This is a genomic window from Serratia sp. 3ACOL1 (genome assembly GCF_003668775.1).
GTDB classification, from domain to species: domain Bacteria; phylum Pseudomonadota; class Gammaproteobacteria; order Enterobacterales; family Enterobacteriaceae; genus Chania; species Chania fonticola.
In genome coordinates, this window is sequence record NZ_CP033055.1 from 4,807,586 (window position 1) to 4,834,042 (window position 26,457).

21 protein-coding genes and 1 pseudogene are annotated in these 26,457 nt (G+C 54.8%); 9 read left to right on the plus strand and 13 right to left on the minus strand.

Going from position 1 to position 26,457, the window contains the following annotated elements; translation table 11 throughout:
* Positions 1 to 45: 45 nt before the first annotated feature.
* Together feoA and D9980_RS21655 are read right to left on the minus strand one after the other, a co-directional pair.
* Positions 46 to 270, minus strand: coding sequence for a ferrous iron transporter A (gene feoA / locus D9980_RS21650; protein ID WP_024482757.1), 225 nt, complete (start codon positions 268 to 270; stop codon positions 46 to 48).
* 602 nt (positions 271 to 872) lie between these two features.
* Complete coding sequence (locus tag D9980_RS21655; protein WP_121608414.1) at positions 873 to 1,415, minus strand: RNA 2'-phosphotransferase; 543 nt, start codon at positions 1,413 to 1,415, stop codon at positions 873 to 875.
* Positions 1,416 to 1,715: 300 nt separating this feature from the next.
* Here D9980_RS21655 and D9980_RS21660 point away from each other — a divergent pair, with 300 nt between their 5' ends.
* Positions 1,716 to 3,407: a molecular chaperone HscC gene (locus tag D9980_RS21660; RefSeq protein ID WP_024482755.1), complete on the plus strand. Its 1,692-nt coding sequence runs from the start codon at positions 1,716 to 1,718 to the stop codon at positions 3,405 to 3,407.
* 51 nt (positions 3,408 to 3,458) lie between these two features.
* Here the strand turns inward: D9980_RS21660 and D9980_RS21665 are convergent, their stop codons facing one another.
* The 4 genes from D9980_RS21665 to greB form a co-directional block, all read right to left on the minus strand.
* Positions 3,459 to 6,182, minus strand: a complete 2,724-nt coding sequence (locus D9980_RS21665; protein WP_121608415.1) for a DUF805 domain-containing protein — start codon at positions 6,180 to 6,182, stop codon at positions 3,459 to 3,461.
* The gene (locus D9980_RS21670; protein WP_121608416.1) at positions 6,179 to 6,886 is read right to left on the minus strand and encodes a DUF1266 domain-containing protein; all 708 of its coding nucleotides are present in this window, start codon (positions 6,884 to 6,886) and stop codon (positions 6,179 to 6,181) included. Before D9980_RS21670 ends, D9980_RS21665 begins: the two co-directional genes overlap by 4 nt.
* 170 nt (positions 6,887 to 7,056) lie before the next feature.
* Positions 7,057 to 9,387 carry a Tex family protein gene (locus D9980_RS21675; protein WP_121608417.1) on the minus strand — a complete coding sequence of 777 codons (2,331 nt, stop codon included), beginning with the start codon at positions 9,385 to 9,387 and terminating at the stop codon, positions 7,057 to 7,059.
* Between the two features lie 125 nt (positions 9,388 to 9,512).
* Positions 9,513 to 9,995 (minus strand): transcription elongation factor GreB, encoded by a 483-nt coding sequence (gene greB / locus D9980_RS21680; protein ID WP_121608418.1) that lies wholly within the window; start codon positions 9,993 to 9,995, stop codon positions 9,513 to 9,515.
* Positions 9,996 to 10,374: 379 nt separating this feature from the next.
* Between greB and ompR the strand changes: the two genes are divergently transcribed.
* Together ompR and envZ are read left to right on the plus strand one after the other, a co-directional pair.
* Complete coding sequence (ompR, locus tag D9980_RS21685; protein ID WP_004709363.1) at positions 10,375 to 11,094, plus strand: two-component system response regulator OmpR; 720 nt, start codon at positions 10,375 to 10,377, stop codon at positions 11,092 to 11,094.
* On the plus strand, positions 11,091 to 12,461 hold the full coding sequence (envZ, locus tag D9980_RS21690; RefSeq protein WP_024482751.1) for a two-component system sensor histidine kinase EnvZ: 1,371 nt from the start codon (positions 11,091 to 11,093) through the stop codon (positions 12,459 to 12,461). Before ompR ends, envZ begins: the two co-directional genes overlap by 4 nt.
* Positions 12,462 to 12,495: 34 nt before the next feature.
* Here envZ and D9980_RS21695 read toward each other — a convergent pair.
* The 6 genes and pseudogenes from D9980_RS21695 to D9980_RS21720 all read right to left on the minus strand — a co-directional run.
* A pseudogene (locus D9980_RS21695) lies at positions 12,496 to 12,681 on the minus strand (plasmid stabilization protein); the annotation flags it as partial.
* A gap of 150 nt (positions 12,682 to 12,831) precedes the next feature.
* Positions 12,832 to 14,451 (minus strand): phosphoenolpyruvate carboxykinase (ATP), encoded by a 1,620-nt coding sequence (pckA, locus tag D9980_RS21700; protein WP_121608419.1) that lies wholly within the window; start codon positions 14,449 to 14,451, stop codon positions 12,832 to 12,834.
* A gap of 200 nt (positions 14,452 to 14,651) precedes the next feature.
* Positions 14,652 to 15,530, minus strand: coding sequence for an Hsp33 family molecular chaperone HslO (gene hslO, locus D9980_RS21705; RefSeq protein ID WP_024482748.1), 879 nt, complete (start codon positions 15,528 to 15,530; stop codon positions 14,652 to 14,654).
* Between the two features lie 25 nt (positions 15,531 to 15,555).
* Positions 15,556 to 15,963 carry a ribosome-associated heat shock protein Hsp15 gene (hslR, locus tag D9980_RS21710; RefSeq protein WP_024482747.1) on the minus strand — a complete coding sequence of 136 codons (408 nt, stop codon included), beginning with the start codon at positions 15,961 to 15,963 and terminating at the stop codon, positions 15,556 to 15,558.
* Positions 15,960 to 16,640: a GMP/IMP nucleotidase gene (yrfG, locus tag D9980_RS21715; RefSeq protein WP_024482746.1), complete on the minus strand. Its 681-nt coding sequence runs from the start codon at positions 16,638 to 16,640 to the stop codon at positions 15,960 to 15,962. The genes hslR and yrfG overlap by 4 nt, the downstream gene beginning before the upstream one ends.
* A gap of 84 nt (positions 16,641 to 16,724) precedes the next feature.
* Positions 16,725 to 18,857, minus strand: a complete 2,133-nt coding sequence (locus D9980_RS21720; RefSeq protein WP_121608420.1) for an intracellular growth attenuator family protein — start codon at positions 18,855 to 18,857, stop codon at positions 16,725 to 16,727.
* 449 nt (positions 18,858 to 19,306) lie between these two features.
* On the opposite strand from D9980_RS21720, the gene nudE reads away from it, so the two are divergent.
* On the plus strand, positions 19,307 to 19,861 hold the full coding sequence (gene nudE, locus D9980_RS21725) for an ADP compounds hydrolase NudE (protein WP_024482744.1): 555 nt from the start codon (positions 19,307 to 19,309) through the stop codon (positions 19,859 to 19,861).
* Positions 19,862 to 19,976: 115 nt separating this feature from the next.
* Here the strand turns inward: nudE and mrcA are convergent, their stop codons facing one another.
* Positions 19,977 to 22,535, minus strand: coding sequence for a peptidoglycan glycosyltransferase/peptidoglycan DD-transpeptidase MrcA (gene mrcA, locus D9980_RS21730; RefSeq protein ID WP_121608421.1), 2,559 nt, complete (start codon positions 22,533 to 22,535; stop codon positions 19,977 to 19,979).
* A 121-nt stretch (positions 22,536 to 22,656) separates the two neighbouring features.
* Here mrcA and pilM point away from each other — a divergent pair, with 121 nt between their 5' ends.
* The 5 genes from pilM to hofQ are packed head-to-tail and all read left to right on the plus strand — an operon-like array spanning position 22,657 to position 26,134.
* Positions 22,657 to 23,499, plus strand: coding sequence for a type IV pilus biogenesis protein PilM (gene pilM, locus D9980_RS21735; protein ID WP_121608422.1), 843 nt, complete (start codon positions 22,657 to 22,659; stop codon positions 23,497 to 23,499).
* The gene (locus tag D9980_RS21740; protein ID WP_024482741.1) at positions 23,499 to 24,035 is read left to right on the plus strand and encodes a PilN domain-containing protein; all 537 of its coding nucleotides are present in this window, start codon (positions 23,499 to 23,501) and stop codon (positions 24,033 to 24,035) included. The genes pilM and D9980_RS21740 overlap by 1 nt, the downstream gene beginning before the upstream one ends.
* A complete protein-coding gene (locus tag D9980_RS21745; RefSeq protein ID WP_024482740.1) occupies positions 24,028 to 24,537 on the plus strand; it encodes a hypothetical protein in 510 nt (169 codons plus the stop codon). The genes D9980_RS21740 and D9980_RS21745 overlap by 8 nt, the downstream gene beginning before the upstream one ends.
* Positions 24,530 to 24,877 (plus strand): DNA utilization family protein, encoded by a 348-nt coding sequence (locus D9980_RS21750; RefSeq protein ID WP_024482739.1) that lies wholly within the window; start codon positions 24,530 to 24,532, stop codon positions 24,875 to 24,877. Before D9980_RS21745 ends, D9980_RS21750 begins: the two co-directional genes overlap by 8 nt.
* A gap of 9 nt (positions 24,878 to 24,886) precedes the next feature.
* Positions 24,887 to 26,134 carry a DNA uptake porin HofQ gene (hofQ, locus tag D9980_RS21755; RefSeq protein WP_121608423.1) on the plus strand — a complete coding sequence of 416 codons (1,248 nt, stop codon included), beginning with the start codon at positions 24,887 to 24,889 and terminating at the stop codon, positions 26,132 to 26,134.
* Positions 26,135 to 26,457 lie beyond the last annotated feature (323 nt).

Sequence of the window (26,457 nt, forward strand, 5' to 3'; positions counted from 1 at the left end):
CGGCCGCGTTTGCACACGGCAACTGCCTGAGGCGGGGACAGCGCGTTACGGTTGGCTATCTAGCAGGATCAGGTCTAAATCTTTTTTCCGCAGTACCAGGCTAACGCGGCGAGTCTTTATTTCTATCGGGTCGCCAAGCGGTGCCACGCGGACTACGTCAAACTGCGAGCCGGGCAGCATGCCAAGCGACAGCAATTTCTGGCGGTAGGCCGGGCTGATCTCGCTGGAGAAGCCGGTGATTTTATAGGTATGTTTAGGAAGCAGCTGCATATTGCCTTCTCAATGAGTTGGGAATTCCCACGGGAATGCCACCTTCAGAACATTTGCTGCCCAGACTACCTGCGAAAAGGTGTATGGGGCCAGGAGAGCCGAGCCAAAAACAGAGCAATGAATACACAGAATCATAGTGATAACAATTATCGTATTCAATACGGAATGTATGGGCAATTGTAAATGCTGTCATATCTGCAATGGACGCCTTGCCAGCCCTAGTTTTAGCACTAAGCCAAACGTACTGCAAATGAGTGCAAAAGGTTAATTAAGTTGCAAATTTGTGCATTTCCTTGCGGTAATGAAACAGTTGTAGCTCTATTGGCGTGGCTGAAAGTTTTGTGGCGCAGATCTGGCAACATCGCCTGCTGTAAATGAGAGGGGTAAGTATTTGTGTTTACGGCACAATCGACGGCCTGAAAGGGCGGTGTTAATAAGGGTGTTAACAACGGGGCATTTTTACCGGTATGGGGGCTGAAAGCGATGACGCGAAACTGGGTGACAAAAAAATCGCCATTTTATTGCGGCAAGTCAAAATTGTCGGGGCGCCGCTAACGGTGGCGCAAGAAGGGCAACTGGCAAAAATGCTTTCATCTCCACCATCACTCACCAATAAACTTCACTGGCACAGTTGCCGTCAACCAGACTCCGTTATCAGCCTGATAAAATTTAAAGCCATTTTGGTACATTGCCAAAGCATCGATGGTTAACACAACAGGCTTGCCATGCCGTTGGCCAACGGCGGTCGCTGTAGTGATATCGGCAGATAGATGCACATATTGACGGGAGCCTGCGAGCAATCCGTCTTGATGAATTGAATCGATAAAACGTGTTGCCGTGCCATGGTAAAGGTACTGTGGCGGGGTCTGTTCCTCGTAGTTGATATCAACCTGTTTTGAGGAGTGCCCCTGTACCGCGCGGATATAACCGCCATCATCAGAAATAGAGAAGCGCTTCTTGTCGCTATTCTCTACAACCGATCTTATTAGTGGCAGGTCAAGTATCCTACCCTTTTTAGCTGCACAGGCGATAAGCGAATCGATGTTTGCCCATCCTTCACTATCCAGCGTTAAACCGATAGATTCTGGTTGGTGGCGTAATACATAGCTTAAAAACTTACTTACGTCTTGATTTTGACTATTCATTTTACATTCCCTGTTGTTGGTATCCGCATATTACTGGGTAATCTATGGCTGGTGTCAATGAAGGGAGCAATTTTGGTAAAGCCACGTTAGGCGGGATGTCATCCCCGAGCTAGCGCATTGATTGGCTAAAGTTGAACATGACTTTCAAGCAAATAAATTCCATGGCGATGAGCTACCTAATACCATCATGCTAATATCAAACGATATAAAAACCCCATCATGGACTACGTTGTCGCGCACAATTCCGCTCTACTAGAAGCGCCAGGCGCGACAAGTATCCTTCTCTACGAGGTCAGGACGATGTTACAGCAGCATGACGCTACCCCGGCAATCGGCATCGATTTAGGCACCACCAATAGCCTGATCAGTGTCTGGCAAGACGGGGAGTCGCGCTTAATCCCCAACGCGCTCAATGAATTTCTTACCCCCTCGGTCGTCAGCATTGATGAAGATGGGTCAATATTGGTTGGCCGCTCTGCGTTATCTCGCCTGACGACCCACCCACAAAAGACGGCAGCGCTGTTTAAACGTTACATGGGTAGCAAGAAGAAATTCAAACTGGATCAACAGACGTTTGACGCCCCAGAGCTATCGGCCATCGTGCTGAAATCACTGAAATCTGACGCAGAGAGTTTTCTTGGCCAGCCGATCCGCGACGTGGTGATTTCGGTACCTGCCTATTTTAGCGATGAGCAACGCAAGCAGACCCGCTTTGCCGCCGAACTGGCCGGTTTAAATGCGGTACGGCTGATTAATGAACCGACTGCGGCTTCAATGGCTTATGGCCTGCACACTCAAGGGGTTGGCCGTACTTTGGTGTTTGACCTGGGCGGGGGCACTTTTGACGTCACGGTATTGGAATATGATCTGCCGCTGATTGAGGTGCACGCTTCGGCGGGTGATAACTATCTTGGCGGTGAAGATTTTACCCAGGCAATCATTAAAGCCTGCCTCAACGAATGGCAACTGAACGCCTCGCAGATCGCGCCCCATGATATGGCACGGTTGTATGATTGCGTCGAGCAGTGGAAATGCCAACTTAATCAGCAACAGGGCTCGCATCAGCTGCATTGGCAATGGCAGGACCGGCAATGGGAAATAGAGCTGGATGAACGTAAAGCAGGGGAGATCTGGCTGCCGCTGCTTAATCGCCTGCGCGCACCGATTGAACAGGTGTTGCACGATGCTCGTTTGCAACCGCAGCAGATGGATCACCTGGTATTGGTCGGCGGAGCCACTAAGCTGAACACCATCCAAAAACTGGTGGTGAAGCTATTTGGTCAGTTGCCGCATCAGCACCTCGATCCCAGAACCATCGTAGCGCTAGGTGCCGCAGTACATGCCGCCTGCCGCCTGCGCGATCAGAATATCGACGAAGTGATCCTGACGGATGTCTGCCCCTATACGCTGGGCATCGCTACCTCGAATGCGGATCGACATGGGATTTTCTCACCAATTCTGGAACGTAATACCGTGGTCCCGACTTCACGGGTTGAAAGTTTCACCACGACGCATGTGGAGCAAAAGGCGATCCGGATAGCGATCTATCAGGGTGAAAGCCCACATGTTGACAACAATATCCTGGTGGATGAGTTTACCGTGCCGGTAAAGCCTAACGGCCATATTCAATCACTGGACGTTCGTTTCAGTTACGATATCAATGGGCTGTTAGAGGTTGATGTCCATCTGCCAGACAGTGGTGATTCCTTCTCAAAAGTGATCGACCACAGCCCCATTGGCCTGAGCCCGGAACAGCGAAAACAAAGTCAGCAGCGTTTGCAGGAGCTAAAAGTGCATCCACGCGATACGCTGTCTAACCGTACCTTGCAGGCGAGGCTGGAAAAAGCCTGGGCGCAGTCACTGGGGGATGAGCGTATGCAGATCGGTTTGTGGTTGCAGGAGTTTGAAGCGGTGTTGGTTAGCCAGCAGGAGCAAAAAATCCAGCCCATACGCCTGCGGCTGGAACGTTTTCTGGACGAGATGAGTTTCTGAACGTCAACTGCCCCCATAAAACGTTGGGGGCAGTTCCTCACGCCACAATCCTCAGCGTTTTTCTCCTGGCGGCGGGCCATATTGGTTCGCGTGCTTCACGCCGGGGATCAGCAGATACAGCAGGATCAGATAAGGCATGCATATCAGCAACACAGCTTCAAAGACCGGGTATTTACGGTTTAAATCATGACTGCGCCGCAGCAGTGCGCTGAACGTATTGAGCAGCAGTAACCCGATAATGACCCAGGCCGAAAGCACGTTGATGAGCAGTAGGTAAACCGCAACCATCACCAGCGGTACTAGCGTCAGCTGAGCCAGCAGGCCCAGGCGGTTGATGCGTCGGTCAAATTGCCAGAACTGCCAGAAGCGAGTGTCTGGTCTTTGTTCTTTCGCACGCTGTTTTTCAATGACGCGCTGCTCCGATAGCTGCACTAATAACCCGGCATTCAATCGCAGAATGGGGGAGAGGCGGTTATCTGCCAGGCAGGCCATCAGCTGCTGACGTTCATCTTGATCCAACTTATCCCAATCGTAGTCATACAGGCGATAGCCAACCTGAGCTATTTTGGTCAGCAATGAGTCCCGGGCAAACAGCGTTGAGTTCCCCAGGGCTTTGGGCTTTTTACCGTTAAGCAATGCCTGCCGTAGCTCCGCTTCCCCCTGATTGCCGCAGTCTAACCGTTCAAGCGCCTCCCGGCTTCTGTCCTGTATTGACTGGTCGCCATGGCGCAGTAAAAATGCGTGAAGCAAGGCTTGCTCGGCTATCGGAGCCTGTTCTATCTCATCAGGCCAACTGGCAACACGATGATAGAAATGATTGACATTAGTGCAGTTGCACAGCTCTGACTGGCTCTGTACGCGGAGCAAAAACTGATTAATAGATACGGGTAATTCCAACCAGCAAAGGTAGTGCAGACGGTTATCCAACCGCAATTGTTGCTCAAGCTGCCAGACCAGGTCACCCTTTGCCGGGGCGAGTTGCCGGATTAATGGATACAGTTCGTAGACGGGGTGTTGTTCACTGAGCGTTAAGCGGTTTATCTGACGGACAGTATCGATATGCCCGGCCGCCCCATTGAGTAATAGCACCAGTAAACAGGTTTGCCGGTATTGATCCCAGGGTGCGGTAGCGTCGCTAAACGGTGGGATCTCAATCTGGTCCACGGCAGCTAAATAATTCAACCAGTCATTGATGGTGCCAAGCTGTGCACTAAACGCCGGTTCCTGATACAAGCGGTTCAATCGTGCTGGTGACAGGTAACGCCATTGCCGCAGCCAGAAGACGGCTTGATGCCAGCTAGCGGAGTCAGTATCGGTGTATCTCTCTGGCAGATGGTGGTCAATTGGGCCATCCAGCCACTGAATGAAGTTGGCAATGACGCTCGAATCATTCAACCATGCCAGCCGCTGTGCCGCCTGAGATTGCAGCCCTTGCAGGATCAGGGCCTCTAGGGGAGCGGCCGGTGTGGGTTGGTCAATAATTTGCTGCAACAGGCCTTCATTACCCAAGGTTAGCATGCAGGCGTGGCGGTAGAGTAATCGCAGAGGGTCGGAACCATCATCAAGCATTAGCTGGTCATACATCACACCGACATGACCGTTACCGGATTTCCAATAGATATAAGCCTGGGCAATCGGCACTTCTGCCCAGTTTAACTGAGCGGCCTCTCCCCAACGTACCAAGGTCTGTACCGTTTGGGTCGGGGTCAGGAAATCTTGCATCTCATCATCTGCCGCTATCCCTGCCGCCGCAGGGTAAACCGGCCGATCAAAAGCCTGGATCAACAGCGGTAGATAAGCTGGATGTTGTTCAAGGCACCAATCCAATAACCCTTGCTCGGCCTGCGCATGTTGCTCTAACCGATATAGCTGTAGCCAATAATCAAACGCCCGCTGATTATCCTGCAGCAAAGCACAATGCCGGGCAGCCAGGTACAACCAATCGCTATTCTCTGCGTCCAGCTCCAGCTGTGCCAAACAGTGATCCCGCAACGTTTCGCTGGGAACTTCCGCCAGGCTGTACCATTGCGCCAGCTGTTTCATCAACCGTGGGCAATCAGGCCAGTAAATCACTGATGGATTACTCAGCAGTAAACGCAGCATCCACTCTGGCTCATTCCAGTACAGATGATACGCATGGCGGAAGAAGGCAACGGTTTCTACTTGGGCAGGCAGGCTGATTGACGACAGTGTGGAAAGATCGAAGATATCGGCGCGTGCGATATAATCTAAATAATCATCCATCCGGGCAGCGTCGTCCTGCTCCAGTTCATTCAGGCGATGCCGCCAGTTCAAACGGTCTGCTAATAGTCTGACGCAGTCGGTAGAGATGCATGGTGAGTGGTAAACACGATCGAGCAAGTACCAGCGTAGCCGGTCAATGAGTGCAATATCGTACTGATCCAACTGAGCGATATAGCGATGCCAGCTTTGTGGCTGATAACGTGTTTCGGGGGTATTCAACAGAGCATCAAATTGGGCCAGCATGCTCTCGAATAATGGTTCTGCAGCGGATGGCGGCGGCTCGGGGGCCTGCTCGAGTTGAGCTGTTCCCACATCATGAGGACCATCATCTTCAGTACTCTGTGCAGAACGCAGCATAAACGGGGTCTCGGCCAGTTTTCGCGCGTGCTCAAAAGCCTGACGTAATAGCTGAAAACCGCTCGGGTCATTTTCAGGATGATGGTCGGGGAGCTTACTGCGATAGGCGGCGCGAATGGCTTGTTGATCTTCCGTTGGCTCAATGCCTAATATTTGCCAGCAACGTTGATTCATGACCAATCAACCTCTTCCAGAGACGCCGGTTTCTCCATTTCATGGCAGTCAATGTGCCAGGCCAGATTTTTTAAGGGGCTATCTGCGTGGCAATAGAGGTGCTGTTGCATCTGAATATAGTTTTCCGTTCCACTGTAATGGCAAAAAGCATATTGCTGTTGTTCAGGGGTCTCCTGATTTAATGATTGCCAATAGGCTCGGCCAACGAAAAACGCGGCGTAATAGCTTTCCCAATTCGCGTAATAGTGGCGGGCACGCAGTGCTAGCCGAGTATGGAACCACAGATTTTCCTCAGCGGTAAACCAGCCATGGAGCTGAGCAACGCGACAAAGAAAACTCAGCCGCCCCAGGTCCCAGGAACGGATGCCTCCATCACCACAAATAACCGCCGTATCAGCGACTATTTGCATCAACACCTGTTCTTCAACTGACTGTTGTTCCACATGCTCCTGCCATTGCGTCGGACTGAGACGATGCCAGAGAGAATAGTAGTGTGCCAGCTCTCTCGCATGCCCTGCATCCACCATGCGTAATATCATATTGATCACACCAGAGCGCGAGGTGATCCCCCAGCTTTCTTTTAAATCGAAAGTGGTGTCGAAGGGATAATATTTTAGCGAGTCAAAGGTGCAGCCGGTATGAGCATTTATCGCGACCATGGGGGCTGAAAGAGCCATTAGCCATTGCTGATATTGTTGTTCCATCAATCAAGTTCCAATAAATCCCTGTGTTATACCGGCATCAGCGGCCTGCCGATTAAGTCAGGTAAGGGTCCGAACGGAGAGACGATCTATAAGCCAGCGATGTCTCTTGAACAGGAGGTTTGTCCAAGAGATAGCCGAAGGAGGGGATAAAGGTTTATCCCCTCAGCTCATTATTTCTTGCCAAATGCCGCGGCCAGCGCGTCACCCATGGCACTGTTACCTGCCGGGGGGCTGTTGCGTGGTTTAGGCTTATTAGCCGCAGGGCGTGAGTTTTTATCGCGAGCTGGAGCGTTATTATTGCCCCCGCCACGGCGTGGTGAACCTTCACCCGGTTGCTCATCCAGGCGCATGCTCAGTGCGATACGCTTACGCTGCAGATCGACCTCCATCACCTTCACCTTGACGATATCGCCGGCTTTCACCACGGTATGTGGATCTTCAATGAACTTGTCCGCCAATGACGAGATGTGCACCAGGCCATCCTGATGAACGCCGATATCAACAAAGGCACCAAAGTTGGTGACGTTGGTGACCGAACCTTCCAGGATCATGCCCACCTGCAGGTCGTTGAGGGTTTCCACCCCTTCGGCGAAGGTAGCCGTTTTGAATTCCGGGCGTGGGTCGCGGCCCGGTTTTTCCAACTCTTTCAGGATGTCGGTGACCGTTGGTACGCCGAATTTCTCATCGGTAAAATCGCTGGCTTTCAGGCTGCGTACCGCGCTCGGGTTGCCCATCAAATCTTGCAGAGCCTGGCGGGTCGCGGCCAGAATGCGTTCCACCACCGGGTAGGTTTCCGGGTGAACGGTTGAGGCATCCAGCGGGTTATCGCCGTGGTTGATGCGCAGGAAGCCCGCACACTGCTCGAAGGCTTTTGGCCCCAAACGGCTCACTTTCAGCAGTTGTTCACGGTTGCTGAAGCGGCCATTCTCATCACGCCAGGTGACGATATTCTGCGCCATCATGCGCGTCAGGCCAGCTACGCGGGTCAGCAGCGGCACGGAGGCGGTGTTCAGGTCAACGCCAACGGCGTTCACACAGTCTTCCACCACCGAGTCCAGCTTCTTGGCTAACTGGCTTTGGCTGACGTCGTGTTGGTATTGGCCCACACCGATAGATTTCGGATCGATCTTAACCAGTTCGGCCAACGGATCTTGCAGACGGCGGGCGATGGAAACCGCACCGCGCAGCGAAACGTCCAGGTTCGGGAACTCCAACGCGGCCAGCTCGGAAGCGGAATACACCGAAGCTCCGGCCTCGCTGACGATCACTTTCTGGGCTTTAACGTCCGGGAACTGCTGTTGCAGCTCAGCAAAGAAACGCTCGGTCTCGCGTGATGCGGTGCCGTTACCGATGGCAACCAGCTCAACCTTGTGTTTGATGCACAACGCGGCAACGACCGCAGCGGCTTTGGCTGCCTGCCCGGTGTGCGGATAAACGGTATCGGTGGCAACCAGCTTGCCGGTGGCATCCACCACCGCCACTTTAACGCCAGTGCGCAGGCCAGGATCCAGGCCCATGGTAGCGCGCATACCGGCCGGGGCTGCCATCAGCAGATCGTGCATGTTGCGGGCGAAAACGTTGATCGCTTCGTCTTCCGCGCGCTCACGCAGGGTGCTCATCAGCTCGGTTTCCAGATGCAGCAACACCTTGATGCGCCACGTCCAGTTAACCACGGATTTACGCCAGGCATCTGCCGGCGCGTTGTTCAGGCGCAGGTTGAGATGGTTGGTGATAATCAGCTCGCCCTGGCTTTCACGCGGGGTTTCTTCAAACTGCGGATCGGCGTTCAGCGCCAGTTGCAGCACGCCTTCATTGCGGCCACGGAACATTGCCAGCGCACGGTGCGAAGGCACTTGCGCAATTGGTTCGTGGTGATCGAAGTAGTCGCGGAATTTCGCGCCTTCCTCTTCTTTACCGTCGACAACCTTGGACACCAGATGGGCGTTTTTCCACAGGTAGTCACGCACCTTTGCCAGCAGGGTCGCGTCTTCGGCAAAGCGTTCCATCAGGATGTAGCGTGCGCCGTCCAGCGCCGCTTTGACGTCTGCCACGCCTTTCTCGGCATCGACAAATCCTTCGGCCAGCTGTTCTGGCTGCTGTTGCGGATCTTGCCACAGGGAGTCTGCCAGCGGCTCCAGACCGGCTTCAATAGCGATCTGCCCACGGGTGCGGCGTTTCGGTTTGTAGGGCAGGTAAAGGTCTTCGAGTTCGGTTTTGCTTTGCGTGGCGTTGATTGCCCCCGCCAACTGTTCGGTCAGTTTACCCTGATCTTCAATGGACTTGAGGATGGTTTGGCGGCGATCTTCCAGTTCACGCAGATAGCCCAGACGAGTCTCCAACTGACGCAGTTGGGTATCATCCAGGCCCCCGGTGACTTCCTTACGATAGCGTGCGATAAACGGCACGGTATTACCTTCATCCAGCAGACGGATGGCGGAGTCAACTTGCTCCGGGCGGGCCTGCAGTTCGGTTGCAATAATGCGGCTCAGTGGATCAGTCATAAGTCAGGTATCTGTTAGCAGCGATAATCGATAGGGGGATAGTTATACGTTTTGCAGGGGGAAAATGCCAGTCCAGAGGGCCGAGGTTTTGACGGGCGCAGCATGCAGCGCCCCTACGGTCTCAACTATTCTTCGTCTTTGATATATTCGATCTCGTTGACCGTCCAGTAGGCAATACCTGCCGGGGTCTCAACCGTAGCCGTATCCCCCACCTCTTTTTTCAGCAAGGCGCGAGCCATTGGTGAGTCGATGGAGATGTAATCTTTACGGCCAAAGATTTCGTCGTAACCCACGATGCGAAAGCGTTTGGTATCACCATCGTCATTCTCGATCTCTACCCAGGCACCAAAGAACACCTTGCCCGCCTGTTGTGGCGAATAATCGACAATTTTCAGCTGCTCAAGGCACTTGGTGAGATAACGCACCCGGCGATCGATCTCACGCAGCCGCTTTTTATTGTACTGGTAATCGGCATTTTCACTTCGGTCGCCCAGGCTGGCGGCCCAGGTGACTTTCTTGGTCACTTCCGGGCGGTCTTCACGCCACAGGTAATCCAGTTCTTTTTTGAGTTTGTTGTAACCCTCACGGGTGATCAGCAATGTTTTCATTGTCATCCATCATCGAATCACAGGAGCAGTGGGCAATTCTCGCATAAAGCGGCCACCATATCCGTTGGCGTTTTTTTTATAAACCTGAGGTACACTGCCAATTCGCCAGTCTTGCGGTTTTCTGCCAAGAGTGTACATCATACGCAGCGGGAAGTTTTTTACCGATCTGCGGCTCCGGTTTAAGTGAAAATTGTTGATATTTGGGCAAAAGAATAAGCTTTGTAACAATTTCGTCTAGAATATATACCATTAAACGCTGTCAGTAATGATGGAGTTTTTGAACAATACGAGGCTGTTGCCAAATAGCCGCCAGCGGTGCCAATGCATAAGTGCGGGCCACAGTCTAGAATCAGGCAATACAGCCTTTGGGAGTCAGACAATGCAAGAGAATCACAAGATTCTGGTCGTCGATGATGACATGCGCCTGCGTGCGCTTTTAGAGCGTTACTTAACCGAACAGGGCTTCCAGGTTCGCAGCGTTGCTAACGCTGAGCAAATGGATCGTTTGCTGACGCGTGAGTCTTTCCATCTGATGGTATTAGACCTGATGTTGCCGGGTGAAGACGGGCTGTCCATTTGCCGTCGCCTGCGCAGTCAAAGCAACCCGATGCCGATCATTATGGTGACCGCCAAGGGTGAAGAAGTGGACCGTATCGTCGGGCTGGAAATCGGTGCCGATGACTATATCCCTAAGCCGTTCAACCCGCGTGAACTGCTGGCTCGTATCCGTGCCGTGCTGCGCCGCCAGGCCAACGAACTGCCGGGTGCGCCTTCTCAGGAAGAGGCGGTGATCGCCTTTGGTAAATTCAAACTGAACCTCGGCACGCGCGAGATGTTCCGTGAAGATGAACCTATGCCATTAACCAGCGGTGAGTTCGCGGTGCTGAAAGCTTTGGTCAGCCACCCACGTGAACCGTTGTCGCGTGATAAGCTGATGAACCTGGCCCGTGGCCGTGAATACAGTGCGATGGAGCGTTCCATCGACGTGCAGATCTCGCGCCTGCGCCGCATGGTTGAAGAAGATCCGGCACATCCACGCTATATCCAGACCGTTTGGGGTCTTGGCTACGTCTTCGTCCCGGACGGCAGTAAGGCATGAGGAGATTACGCTTTTCACCGCGTAGCTCGTTTGCCCGAACTTTGCTGTTGATCGTCACCTTGCTGTTTGTCAGCCTGGTGACGACCTATCTGGTGGTGCTTAACTTCGCCATCCTGCCCAGTCTGCAGCAGTTCAATAAGGTATTGGCGTACGAAGTTCGTATGCTGATGACCGATCGGCTGCAACTGGAGGACGGTACCTTGCTGGAGGTGCCGCCAGCGTTCCGCCGCGAGATCTACCGCGAGCTGGGCATTTCGCTTTATACCAACGCGGCTGCGGAAGAGAGCGGCCTGCGCTGGGCGCAACACTACCAATTCCTTAGCCAGCAGATGGCGCAGCAACTGGGTGGCCCGACCGATGTCCGCGTCGAGGTGAACAAAAACTCCCCGGTGGTCTGGCTGAAAACCTGGTTGCAGCCGGATATCTGGGTGCGCGTCCCGCTGACCGAAATCCATCAAGGCGATTTCTCGCCGCTGTTCCGCTACACCCTGGCGATTATGTTGCTGGCGATAGGCGGCGCCTGGCTGTTTATCCGCATTCAGAACCGCCCTCTGGTGGAGCTTGAGCATGCTGCCTTGCAGGTAGGCAAAGGCATTATTCCGCCGCCGCTACGTGAGTATGGTGCCTCTGAGGTGCGTTCGGTAACCCGGGCCTTCAACCAGATGGCCTCTGGGGTGAAGTTGCTGGCCGACGATCGCACGCTGCTGATGGCGGGGGTCAGTCATGACTTGCGCACGCCGCTGACGCGTATCCGTCTGGCGACGGAAATGATGAGCGAGCAAGACGGTTATCTGGCGGAGTCGATCAATAAAGATATCGAAGAATGTAATGCCATCATCGAACAGTTTATTGATTACCTGCGTACCGGCCAGGAGATGCAAACCGAAATTTGCGATTTGAACTCCATTCTGGGCGAAGTGGTGGCGACAGAAAGTGGCTACGAACGGGTGATTGAAACCGATATTCTGCCGGGTGAGCTGATGGTGAATGTGCATCCGTTATCGATCAAACGTGCGGTGGTGAACATGGTGGTGAATGCGGCGCGCTATGGCAACGGCTGGATCAAGGTCAGCAGCGGGCGAGAACTGCAGCGCGGCTGGTTCCAGGTGGAGGATGATGGCCCCGGTATCAAGCCGGAAGAGCTGAAGCACCTGTTCCAACCCTTTGTGCGCGGCGACAGTGCGCGTAGCACCAGCGGCACCGGGTTAGGGTTGGCGATCGTGCAGCGCATCATTGACGCTCATGCTGGCGTGCTGGATATCGGCACCAGCGAGCGCGGTGGGCTGCGTATCCGAGCCTATCTCCCAATACCGATCGAGAAGAAAGAAACTTCCAGCGGGAATCCGCCAGCCAAAGAGAACGCCTGATATCCTGACTTAAGGCCGCAGCATTGTGGCCTGGTCAGGGTTTCGTGTTTCCTTCATCTTCATCGCCAAAGGTGACATCGCGCGGTGGTTTCTCCCCGCGCGGCGGGATTTTCAACTCGACGCCGCCTAATTCGGCAAAGTGTTGATGCATCCAGGTTCCCAATCCATAACGCGGTGGCTTCTTCAGTAACGTTTGTTTCAAGTCCATATGTGCCTCCTCCAACCTCCAACGGGCGCAGCATGCGGCGCCCCTACAAATTGACCACAAGTGCAAGTCAGCCACGAATTCAAACCAACCTCAAGTGCAAATCAGCCACAAATAGAAAAGGCGCGGAATTCCGCGCCTTGGCTTAGGGGGTAATCAACGCTATTACAGTTTCGGACCCGAGCTGACTAGTGCAGCGCCTGCCGGGGTATCGGTGTATTTGTCGAAGTTGGTGATAAAGCGGTTCGCCAGATCGTGCGCCTTCTCTTCCCACTGCTCTATGCTGGCATAGGTGGCACGTGGGTCGAGGATGGCCGGATCAACGCCTGGCAGGGCAGTTGGCATCGACAGATCGAAGATTGGCAGCGTGATGGTTTCAGCCTTATCGATTTCACCGTTGAGGATGGCGTCGATAATGCCGCGGGTGTCTTTGATCGAGATACGCTTACCGGTGCCGTTCCAGCCGGTATTGACCAGGTAAGCCTGGGCTCCGGCTGCCTGCATGCGCTTGACCAGCACTTCTGCATACTGGGTTGGGTGCAGTGACAGGAATGCCGCGCCAAAGCAGGCAGAGAAGGTTGGCGTTGGCTCGGTAACACCGCGCTCGGTACCGGCCAGCTTGGCGGTGAAACCGGACAGGAAGTGGTACTGGGTCTGGTTGGCCGTCAGGCGTGATACCGGCGGCAGTACGCCGAAGGCGTCCGCAGTCAGGAAGATCACCTTGGTAGCGTGGCCCGCTTTGGATACCGGCTTGACGATGTTGTGGATGTGGTAGATCGGATAGGAAACGCGGGTGTTCTCGGTTTTCGATCCGTCGTTGAAGTCCACAGTACCGTCGGCCAGGACGGTGACGTTTTCCAGCAGCGCATCACGCTTGATGGCGTGATAGATATCTGGCTCGGCTTCTTCCGACAGCTTGATGGTCTTGGCGTAGCAGCCGCCTTCGAAGTTGAAGACGCCATCGTCATCCCAGCCGTGTTCGTCATCGCCAATCAGTTGGCGTTTCGGATCGGTGGACAGCGTGGTTTTACCAGTGCCGGACAGGCCGAAGAACACTGCCACGTCGCCTTTCTCGCCCACGTTGGCCGAGCAGTGCATGGAGGCAATGCCTTTAAGCGGCAGCAGGTAGTTCATGATGGAGAACATACCCTTTTTCATTTCGCCGCCGTACCAGGTGCCGCCGATCAGCTGCATACGCTCGGTCAGGTTGAATGCCACGAAGTTTTCCGAGTTCATTCCCTGCTGCTGCCAGTTCGGGTTGGTGCACTTGGCGCCGTTCATCACCACGAAATCAGGCTCAAAGCCTTGCAGTTCTTCATCGCTCGGGCGGATAAACATGTTTTTGACGAAATGCGCTTGCCAGGCCACTTCTGTGATAAAGCGGACTTTCAGGCGGGAATCTGCGTTAGCACCGCAGAAGGTATCGACCACGAACAGGCGCTTGCCGGAAAGCTGCTCGGTGACCAGTTGTTTCAAATCTGCCCAGACTTCAGGGCTGAGAGGTTTGTTATCGTTTTTGCCTTTACCTTGATCGGCCCACCAGACGGTGTCCCGGGTGATATCGTCACGAACGATGTACTTATCTTTTGGCGAACGGCCGGTGAAGATGCCGGTATCGACGGCAACGGCACCCAGATTGGTTACTACACCACGCTCAAACCCTTGCAGTGAAGGGTCCGTTTCTTCCTTAAACAGTAATTCATAACTCGGATTGTGAACGATTTCACCAACGTTATGAATTCCATAAGCGGCAAGATCCTGGTGGGTTATACCATTAACACGCATGTCACTACTCCTTGATCACAGAATTTCTGGCGACAATTGTAGGGATCCATGGAGATGTAACCGCGATAGGTATCAAATATTTAACGTATTAAACGTTTTTTAGTTACGTTATGAGATGTAGACCACGGAATAAAGCAAGCGTGCAAACGGTGGGGCCTGACGTGCGTCACAACTCGACGCACGTCACACCGCGGTGTTGCTTAATGCAGTTGGGTGCTGCTGTCGGCATTGCCGTTGTGAAGGGCGGCAATGTCTAACGCATCGAATACATAATGATTACCACAGTAATCACAGTGCATATCGATGTTGCCATCCTGTTCCAGCATATCGGCCACTTCTTCCGTTGGCAGCGTGATCAAGGCATCGGCACAGCGTTGGCGTGAACAGGTGCAGCGGAAGATCACGTCCTGGGGTTCGTACAGCGTAACCTCTTCCTGATGATAGAGGCGATACAGCACTTCATTAGCCGGCAGGGTGAACAGCTCGTGATCCTTGATGGTGGCGGTCAGCTGTACCAGATGGTCGAAATCATCGGCATTGCCGTCCTGAGCTGGCAGCACCTGCAGCAGCATGCCGGCAGCCGCTGGTTTACCTTCGGCTTCGCCGGTGCGGATAAACAGGCGCGTTGGCAACTGCTCGGACTGGCGGAAATACCCTTCCAGGCACTGGGCCAGCGTTTCACCTTCCAGACCCACCACGCCCTGATAGCGTTCACCTTCAGACGGGCTGATGGTGATCACCATAATGCCGTTACCCAGCATCTGGTGCAGGGTGCTGTCGGCCACAATCTCGCCTTCGACACGGGCTACACCACGCATTTCTTGGCGATTGTTGCCGTTGATCACTGCCAGTTTCAGCGGGCCGTCACCTTGCACCTGAACGGTAATGTCACCGTCGAACTTCAGCGTGGCGGTCAGCAGGCTGGTGGCGACCAGCAACTCGCCCAGCAATTTTTGTACCGGTGCCGGATAATCATGGTTGGTCAGGATGTGCTGATAGGTTTCGCTGACGGTAACCAGCTCACCGCGCACCGCGTAGTTTTCGAACAGGTAACGGTGCAATTGGTCATGGTTGGACATAGTTTTCTCTCTTTGAGGCGAGGGATTATTCCTGCTCGCCAAATTTAAATTTAATCAAATCGCGCCGCTCTTTCTTGTCCGGACGACGATCCGGATGCGGCATGGTCAGCGCATTCATCTTGCGTGCCAGCGCCACTTTCTCGCGGTTGGCAATGCTGGCCTCGGTTTCCTGATACATCAGCTGCGCCTCATCGGCTCCACGCCGTTGGCTATTGATGGCCAGCACGATGACAATGCGTTCGTCGTTGCCCTGACGCAGCTTGATTTCGGCATTGATTTCAACGGCTTTACTCGGCTTGCCGCGCTGCCCGTTGTAGTGCACTTTGCCGCCGTCGATCATGTCACGGGCCAGTGCGCGGGTTTTGTAAAATCGGGCGGCCCACAGCCATTTATCCAGGCGGACGGCCTCATCCGGTGTTGCTTTGGCTTTCATTGCTCCCTCCGTTCCAAGGCCGGTATCAACTGGCGGTAGTCGCTCATCGACGGATAACGCTGGAAAGTTTTACTCGCCATGCTGGAATCCGGGTTCTGCACGCCAAGGCAGTAGCGGATACCAAACTTGCTTGCGGCATCCAGAATGGGTTCACCATCATCCACAAACAGCGTGCGCTGCGGGTCAAAGCCGGTTTGCTGCTGCACGGCCTGCCACAGACGCTGATCTTCCTTTGGATAACCAAATGTGTGGGTGGAAAGTAATAAATCAAGGTGTCGATCCAAACCGGTGTGCTCAACCTTCACCGCCAGACTGTGTGGATGCGCGTTGGTGAGCAGGATGGTGCGCTGCCCGGCATCGCGTAACGCCTGCAAAAACGGCTGGGTATCTTCACGTAGCCGAGCGCGGTTGCCGACTTCGCTGGTCATTTGGTAGATATCCAGCCCGAGGCGTTCACTCCAGTAATCAAAGCAATACCAGTTCATGGTGTGTTGCACGGCCAGGTATTCCTGGTGAATGATTTTGCTGGCGTCGTCGAAGGGAATGGCCCGTTGCTCACTTAACGCCTGCGGTACCAGCGTTAGCCAAAAATGGCTGTCGAATTCCAGATCCAGCAGGGTGCCGTCCATATCCAGCAGTACGGTATCAATATCGTGCCAATCAAACTCAGGAACCATGAACCAACTCCATAGGCGGGATAGCGGTATCCCGCGGATGATAAAAAACATACAGCCTAGTATAGGCGGATGGTAGGGCGGAGGCTACGCCATCGGGCGTATGGATATCGGGGTGAGCTGCGGGTTGAAGCAGCTGTCGTAATAGCGCTGGATATCGGCGAGGCGATGTTGGTTTTTGCGCCTGCGTTGCACCAGCCGCCAGGAGTTGTAACCCAGCACGACGACCAACACCAGCAACAGCAGGCTGGTGCCAAGATAGCGCCACAGGGTCACGATATCCGGTTCACTATGCAGGGCGATATGCCGAGTGCCGTTGGCATCGACAAAGATATTGGTGATCACCCCGTTTGCCCGGAACGGCGTATGTAGCAACATGCTGCTAAGACGCTGTAGTTCTTTCCATTGGTCAAGTGAGTTGTATTCGTTCAGCGGCTGTGTGGGCAAGGGATAATCCACCAACTGCTTGCCTTCGTCACTGGTAATCAAAAAACCGCCCGGCGGTGGGCTGTTGAGGGCCGCAGCGGCCTGACGGGTTTCCCGCACCACAAAGGCAGAGGTAGCCGCGTTACTCAGGTTTTCCAGCGATTCAGCACTGACCGGACGGAGCAGAACGTTAACGCCTTCCAGCGCCCCGGATTTGGCCCGTTTCACCAGGTTGGCCCAGTTCTTGACGTTGCCCAGATTGACCAATGCGTTCTTCAAGCGCACACAGTCGGCCTCCGTGCCACACAGGTCCTGCGTTTTCAATACGATATCCGCAAAGTCATCCAGCAGGATCATGCCTGACTTTTCAATGGCACTGGCCAACTGCGGGTTCACTTTCTGCTCGGCACCGCTTGGGTGCAGTTGCCGGTTGATGGTGGCCATCAGCGCGGCAGCTTTATCGATCACTTCCGATTCAGGTTGTGGCAGCGGGGTAGCCGTATTCCAGTAGATCCCCGAACAATCGAAAGGCATAAAGCTCGGCGCAGTGGCGCTGTTGTTGCCCGAAGGAACGTAGCACATGCCGTTGCCCTGAATTTTCAGCCTATCGCCGATATGCAGTGGAATGGCCTCCAGCGCCTGAACGCTGGTGACTTCCGTCTTCTGTGTGCCCTGTAACCACGCGGTGCTCAATTTAGCGGGTAGGCTGAGTGGAATGTAGATTAACAGTAACAACAGCACCACGAGCGAACTGGCCGCTAATACGGCGTTCTTGCCCCAATGCTGCAAGGGGAAGTTCTTCACTTCGTCATGCAGGGAAAGATAGTGCCCCTGACGTACCACCTGCCGGTTGAGGTAGATATCCACATTGGTGGTTTTACCCAGGTCCGCATTCAGGTAAGGCAGCCAGTGCGGGGGGTAGATCAAATCGATAATGCCAAAAGAGATATTACTGATTTGCCCCTGATTGGACTCACCGAATAACCCCCAGCGCTTTGGCGTGCCGCGCAGACAGTGCACCTCTTTCAGCTCTTTTTCGCTCGGGCGGCGCAACAGATGCCAGCAGCCCCAGACGATCATCAGCACCGCCACCAGAATGATCCAGGGGATCACTACCACCGGACTGATCAGGCTAAGGAACAGCAGCAGTAGGGCAGCAGAGATGAGGGCCGCTTCCTTGACGCCGTTCGGCCGGTTAAGCTCATGTTCCTCGCGGGTTTCCTTGCGAATGTTCACCAACTCAATATGTTCGCTCTCTTCTTTGCGGATGGAGGCGTTCCTTGTCGGGGTTGTAGTCACTACCGGCGAAGGTGGGCTGTCGTAAATATGATCCAGCAGCGAATGGCCATTGAGTGAGATCACCAGCGGTAGCGTCTGGGTTTTGATCACTTCGACATGGTTATCGGCGCTGATGTACTGCTCCCAAAACGGAGGAAGATGGATCTCTTCCGAGTCGAGGTAGTAGCGCCAGTTGTTGGGTTCATCGCTGGCCAGACCATAGCGGGTGATGGCATGGGTGATCGGGTAAACGTTGTCGCTCTGTGCGGTCAACGCCAGCCTGGCAGAAGGCAGGGAAGTGGAACCCGACAGCAGTTTGTTGCCCAGGTGGTTCTGTTGGTTGAGGTAATTCTCGATAGCTGCCCGCTCTGGCGCGGTCAGTTTGCGGTGGTTAGGTTTGACGAACGGCAGGATACCTGCCAAGGCTGGCTGGGGGCGGAATTTAAACCACAAGTAGAGGCCAGCAGCGATCAGGCAGGCTAGCGCTAAGGCCAATATCAACGCTATTGTGCTCATGCTATTCTCGTCCTACACCCATGAAACCGCCAATCTTACGCAAAGCCAGACATTATACGGAGTTAACCGCCCAGAGATAGAATGACCCACCGTATTAGTTGTTATCCGGCTCTCATTCGTGGCTATCGTTAGGCATTTACCGTACGATTTTTTAACCTGCACGAGCATAGCAATCCTCATGGTGTCCGGATATCAGGATTATCCTATTTGCCTACCTGTTTTTTTATCCACCGGGGTAGCTGCTGGTCAGGTTTGTTAAAAAAAAGTAAATTACAGGCTAAGCTCGTTGCGGAAATGGTTCCCATTAACGCACAATGTGATCAAGATCGAGTTTAGCCAGTGGTTGACCCTTTTGCTGTCTACCACAACGCGCATATTATTATCCTGGTTATCTGCCTGAGAGTACTGAGTATTCAGTGTATTAGGCGGTTAACCTATTTGAGGCAATCATGGATAAACAGCTGCAAAAACCTAGAATTCTGAAAGTCGAAACGGTCGCGCGCTCGCGTTTATTTAACGTGGAGTCGGTCGATCTGGAGTTCAGTAACGGTGTGCGGCGGGTCTATGAGCGTATGCGCCCTTCGGAACGCGAAGCGGTGATGATTGTGCCGGTGATAGGGGATGATTTGCTGCTGATCCGTGAATATGCGGTAGGCACCGAATCCTATGAGCTGGGCTTCCCCAAAGGGCTGATCGACCCTGGCGAAGGGGTGTTGGAAGCCGCTAACCGTGAACTGATGGAAGAGGTCGGCTTTGGGGCCGGGCGCTTTGATTTCCTCAGCAAACTGACGATGGCACCTTCCTATTTTTCCAGCCAGATGAATATCGTGCTGGCACACGACCTCTATGCGCAAAGCCTGGAGGGGGATGAGCCAGAGCCGTTACCCCAGGTGCGTTGGCCGATAGCCAACATGATGGCACTGCTGGCGGAACCGGACTTTCGTGAGGCGCGCAATGTCAGCGCATTGTTCCTGGCAGAGGCATTCCTGCGCGGTTCACGCTAACCCTCCATCGATTCATCTGCACGGGCGCTGCTGACAAACCCGCCCGGGCTCACAACATGCGGCGCCCGCCGGTTAAGATAAAAAAATGGCCAGATTGCTCTGGCCATTGTCGTTTTTAGAACAGCTCGTGGCTTTCGCCACCAGGGTCTGTCAGGGTGGTTCCGGCATCATGTACCGAGAACTCCGTGGGTTGAGTGCCTTCGATAAAGTACTCGGAACGGCTACCTCCGCCCCCGTTGGACAGTTTGCCGGTGCTCTTGTCGATGGTCACGCTGACAATCCCCGGCGGTGGAGTGACTTTCTGCTCTGGCAGGCCTTCCAGCGCCACCTTCATAAAATCATCCCAAGCCGGTTGAGCACTCTTCGCCCCACCTTCACCACCGGAAATCTGATCCGGGATGGCACCTGAAGCGGAGGAACGGCCAAGATTGCGGCGGTGATCGTCGAAACCGATCCACACCGATGTCACTGTTTCTGGGCCGTAGCCGGAGAACCAGGCATCTTTCGAACTGTTGGTGGTACCGGTTTTGCCGCCGATATCATGGCGTTTAAGATCGCGGCCTGCGCGCCAGCCGGTGCCCATCCAGCCCGGTTCACCGAAGATATTGGTGTTCAACGCATCACGGATCAGGAACGACAGCGGGGTGCTGATCACATGTGGCGCATACTGCTGGTCGTTATCCTGCTGCATCTGGGCCGGGGTTACCTGCTCAAGCTGCGGCATCGGTACGTTGGCATTGTTGCCTTCCTGCGAGACCGCCACGTTCTCGGTGTTATCATCGGAAAGCATGGCCGAACGATGCGTATCACCGTAGATCACCGGCAGGTTGCAGCTGTCGCAGACCACTTTGGGTTTGGCTTCGAATATCGCGTTACCGGTATCGTCTTCGATCTTGGTGATGAAGTACGGGTCAACCAGGTAGCCACCGTTGGCCAACACGGCATAGCCGCGTGCCACCTGTAGCGGGGTGAACGAAGCCGATCCCAGCGCCAGCGATTCCGAATGCACGATGTTTTGCGCCGGGAAACCAAAGCGTTGCAGATATTCAGCGGCATAGTCCACGCCCATGGCGCGCATTGCCCGCACCATCACCACGTTTTTCGATTGGCCAAGGCCTTGGCGCAGCCGGATAGGACCGACGTAAGTAGGTGGCGAGTTTTTTGGCCGCCAGTCGGTACCGGCACCGGCATCCCAACGGGTGATCGGCAGATCGTTGAGGATGGTGGCCAGCGTCAGCCCCTTATCCATCGCCGCGGTGTACAGGAACGGTTTGATGTTGGAACCCACCTGGCGCAGTGCCTGGGTTGCGCGGTTGAACTTGCTCTGGTTGAAATCGAAGCCGCCGACCAGCGCCTTGATAGCGCCGGTGTTAGGATCGAGCGATACCAGCGCCGAGTTCACGTCCGGCACCTGTGACAGCCACCAGTTGTCGTTAACTTTACGCACCCAGATCTGTTGGCCGGGCTGCACCACGTCGGTGACGCGCTTCGGCGTAGGGCCTTGCACCGTATCGCTCTTGAACGCACGTGCCCAGCGCATGCCAGACATGGGGAGCGCAATGCGGCTGCCATCGGCCAGCATGGCAGTAGCCTGTTCGGCATCCGCCTGCAGGATCACTGCAGGAGACAGCGGGCCATAGTTCGGCAGGTTCTTCAGGGAATCGACAATCTGTTTCTGATCCCAGGCTGGTTCACCCACTTTCCACAGCACGTTTGACGGGCCGCGATAGCCGTGGCGCATGTCGTAGTTGAGGATGTTGTTACGTACCGCCTCCTGCGCGCCTTGTTGCAGCCGCTTGGTGATGGTGGTGTAGACCTTGTAACCGTCGGTATAGGCGTTTTCACCGTAACGCTTGATCATCTCCTGACGCACCAGCTCAGAAAGATAAGGGGCGGAGAAGCTGATTTCCGGCGCATGGTAATTGGCTACCAAAGGCTCATTGCGGGCCTGATCGTACTGCGCCTGCGTGATGTAGCGCTCATCCAGCATCCGCGATAGCACTACGTTACGACGCGCTACGGAGCGATCGTGGGAGTACAACGGGTTAAAGGTGGACGGTGCCTTGGGTAATCCGGCAATGGTGGCCATTTCGCTCAGCGTCAGTTGGCTGACATCCTTACCAAAATAGACATGCGCGGCAGCACCCACGCCATAAGCGCGGTAACCCAGATAGATTTTGTTCAGATACAGCTCAAGAATTTCATCCTTGGTCAGCATCTGTTCAATGCGGATCGCCAGGAAGGCTTCCTTGATTTTGCGCATCAAGGTGCGTTCCGGGCTCAAGAAGAAGTTTCTGGCCAACTGCTGGGTGATGGTACTGGCCCCCTGCGAAGCATGGCCGGAAACCAGCGCGACCGATGCGGCACGGAAGATACCAACGGGATCGACCCCGTGATGATCATAGAAACGGCTGTCCTCCGTGGCGATGAAGGCATGCACCATCACCGGTGGGATTTGGTCCAGCTTGAGAGGTATACGGCGTTTTTCACCATATTGGGCGATCAGTTCGCCCTCCGCGCTGTAAACCTGCATCGGGATTTGTAGCCGCACGTCTTTCAGCGTTGCGACATCGGGCAGCTGTGGCTCGACATATTTGTACAAGCCAAAAATCGAGGCTGCTCCCAGCACGATGCAAAACACTGCAAGGATTAAAAGATACTTTACGAACTTCACCTGAGATTTCCCATTTCATGTCAATTGGGCAGTTTATAAACAACCGCGCGGTAGTATAAAGGCAAGCCTGCAACATGGATATGTTCTTTTGTTATCTGAGGGTACGGAGGTGGGGTGAAATATGTTTTCTCAAACGTGGCAGGTGGGGTTGGATATCCAGGATCACAGCATCAGAGCGCTGGCTGCGCAGCGTCGGCGTAACGGTTGGCAATTGCGCCACTGGTGGCAACAGGCATTGCCCTATTCGGCGCTGCGGGCGGGGCATTTAGAGAGTTCTGCAATGCTGGTGGCGCTACTCAAGCAGTGGCGTAGCCGGTTACCAAGACATATTTCCTTACGCATTGCTTTACCCGCACAGCGGGTATTACAGCAGACGTTACCCCTACCGGATCTGCGCTTGCAGGAGCCGGTTCGCCATGACTACATCACCACCCAGGGCCTGAAACAGTTCCCGTTAGACAGCCAGACGTTAGCAATGGATTACCGCCAGGCGCAGCCCAATACCCATCAGTTGCTGCTCACCGCGGCCCGCCAGCAGGAGCTGCAACAATGGCTGCATTGCCTGCAACTGGCGGATCTGCATCCCCAGGTGATCGATATCGCACCCAATGCGCTAAGCATGATGGCTGCATTTGCCGGCTTGGCTCCCGATGCCGGGCTGCTGCATCGCCTGGAGTCGGAATGGTTATGGGTAGCGCCGCGAGCGATGTCTTTTGCTTATGGCGTCTTGCCTGCGGGGGAAGCCGTCGGCGTCAAGCAGGCGTTGGCAGCCCTGCGTTCAGCTTGCCCAGCCATGGGGGCTAAAGAGGTGTATTACAGCAGCGTGCTGGACGAGGCCGCGCCAGAAGGCGCCATGCCCTGGTCGCCGTTCACGGCTTTCAGCCGCTTATACCCGCCGCTGCCCGCCCAGCCAATGGCGTTTGTTCTGGCTGGCGGGTTGGCCCTGCGCCGCGAGGATGCCTGATGTATCAGGTCAATCTGTTGCCCTGGCGCCTCAGACGGCAGCGGCAACGCTACACCTTCTGGTTACGCTGCTTCGTTGCTCAATTGCTGCTGGTGCTGGCTACGCTCACGACAGCCTACTTTTTGCTGTTCTACCAACAGGCCAAGCAACGGTCGATATTGCAGGGCTTAACGCAGCAACACACTGAGCTGGCTGGGCGTATTCAGCAGACGCAGCAAAAGATGGCCGAATTGGCCCGTTTGGCCGCAGAAAGCACCCGTTACCAGCATAATCGAGCGCGCAACCTGCGTTACTTGTCGCTATTGCAACAGCTCTCGGTAGCGCTGCCGGACACTTTGTGGCTCACGGATTTTGAAGAGAACGCCAGGGGGATTTTGCTGCGGGGGCAAGGTGGGGCGTATGGGGAGATTGTCACCTTTGAACAGCGGTTGGCCGCGCTACCTTTGTTGCAGGGTTGTCGCCTGGTTGAAGTCACACAGCGTAAGGAGGGAGGGCTGGCGTTCACTGTCACGGCACGCTGGGGGCAGGATGGATAAGCCCCTGCCAGACTGGCTTATTCCCTGGCTAGCCCGGCCTGGTTGGCAGTTGCTGGCGGCTCAATGGCTGGTATTAGCTGGGGTTGGGCTGTTGGCCTGCAGTGGGGTGATCACGGGGGAATGGCAACGGTGGGAAAGGCTGGATGAGCAGCGTCAGCAGTTGGTACACCAGATTGCCGAGCGTCAGCAGCAACTGAGCCAGCTACCGCCGTTAGCAGAGCTTGAGCAGCGGTTGGGGCAGCAGGTGTTGATCGTGCCTGATGAGCCGGAGGATTTGGGGACTCAGCTCTATCAGCTTGGGGGGCGGCTGCTACGTTTCCAGCAGCAGGAGAAACCAGCCCAGCAAAAGATAAGGTTACAGCTAGCTTTCGATGGCTTGTTGCGCTTGCTGGAGGCGCTGCCATCCACCCGCAGGATTGGGCAGATGAAGATCGAGAGGCAGCCCGAAGGGTTAACCACTCAACTGACTCTGATTAGCTCAGAAGAGGCGGTGGATGAATAAGGCGTGGTGGTTTTGGCTGTTGCTCTCGGCTCCGCTGTGGGCTGAACAGTATCGCGATCCGTTCCAGCCACCGCTAACGGCGGCCTGTGCCGATCCTGCCGTTTCACCAGAGGGCTGGCGGCTGAAAGGGATTATTGGCACACCGGATTTGCGCTATGGCTGGGTGGTCACCCCACAGGGGCAGTGGTTGGGGTTATTGCCCCGGCAGCGGGTGCTGGATGGGGATTGGCAAGTGATACAGATCCAGCCCCGGCAGCTTGAGCTCGTTGCGCAGGATAGGGCAGAAGCATGTCGGCCACGCACGGGCAGTGTGGTGCTAACGTTGGGGAAAAAACCGTAAGGAAAAGTGATGAAAGGATATCAGTGGTTTTTTGTGGGGTGGCTGGCTCTCCCTCTAGCGGTGATGGCGGGTGTGCAGCAGGAAAAACCGGTGTCGCTGGCGTTCCATGATACCCCGGTCAGCCTGATTTTACAGGCGCTGGCGGAGTATCAAGACCTGAACCTGGTCGCAGCCGAGGGGGTCGACACCAATCTGACGCTGCGGTTGGACAATGTTCCCTGGCAGCAGGCGTTGGCAGTGGTGTTACGCATGGGCAAGCTGACGATGACGCTGGAGGGCAATGTGATGATGGTTTTCCCACTGCCGGATGAGCAGGAGCTGCTTCGTCGGCAGCGGGCGTTGGCGCAGCAGGAGCCGCTGCACAACTTGACGATCACGCTGCAAAACGCGGAGGCCAGCGAGATAGCGCAGAGCCTGGATAGCCAACGTGGCAAATTATTGACCGAGCGTGGCAGCGTCGTGGTGGATAAACGCAGCAACGCGTTGCTGCTGCGTGACACCGTTCAGGCGCTGGCCCAGTTGAAAACCTGGGTGGCAGAGATGGATACCCCGCTGGAACAGGTGCAGCTGGCTGCCCATATTGTCACCATCAGCAGCGAGAATTTGCGGGAGCTTGGCGTAAGGTGGGGGCTGGCGGCAGAAGAAAGGCCAGCCAAAAAGCTGCGGATAGACAATTTCAGCGTTGGCCTGCCGGTAGAGAACAGCGCCATAACGGCCGGTTTCCACCTGGCACGCATCAGCGGGCGCATCCTGGATCTGGAACTGTCGGCGCTGGAGCAGGAAAATCAGGTGGAGATTATCGCCAGCCCGCGCCTGCTCACCGCACATCTGCAAACCGCCAGCATTAAACAGGGCACGGAAATCCCCTACGAGGTGTCGAGCGGTTCCAGCGGTGCCACCTCGATCGAGTTCAAGGACGCGGTGCTGGGCATGGAAGTAACACCAAAGATTTTACCCAATGGCCGCATCACCCTGACGTTACAGATCAGCCAGAATATGCCCGGGCGTTCGATCAAACAGGGCGAAGGAGAGGCGCTGGCGATCGACAAGCAGGAGATTAAAACCCAAGTGACGGTGAAAGATGGTGAAACCATCGTCTTAGGGGGCATTTTTCAGCGTCAGCGCAACCAGGCGACCGATAAAGTCCCTGGCGTGGGCGATATCCCCTTGCTGGGATCGCTGTTCAAACACAGCAACCAACAGCATAAAAGGCGCGAGTTGGTGATTTTCATCACGCCTACACTGGTTAAGGTCTAAATTGTCTCGATCGTGATGTTTGGCACGGTGATGACGCCAAGGCCAAATGAGGCAAACCGACGAAAGTTGCCGTTAATCTGCCAAATCACGACATCCCGAGACTTTTTCAGATAAACTCCAGGCGGAGATCTCGCTGCAATGCTCGGTTCACGAGGTCTTAGTCCAAAATCCTAGCCGTTGAAAACGCTTAAAAGTTGGCAAGCAAATGCACTTTTTTTCGTGCCTTAGAGGCATCTGAGTTTGACGCTGCGGCCGATTTAGCTTACAAGGGTTACCGAATTGAGCACCGAGGTTTTTTTGTTAATGCTGTACCCGTCGTCTTC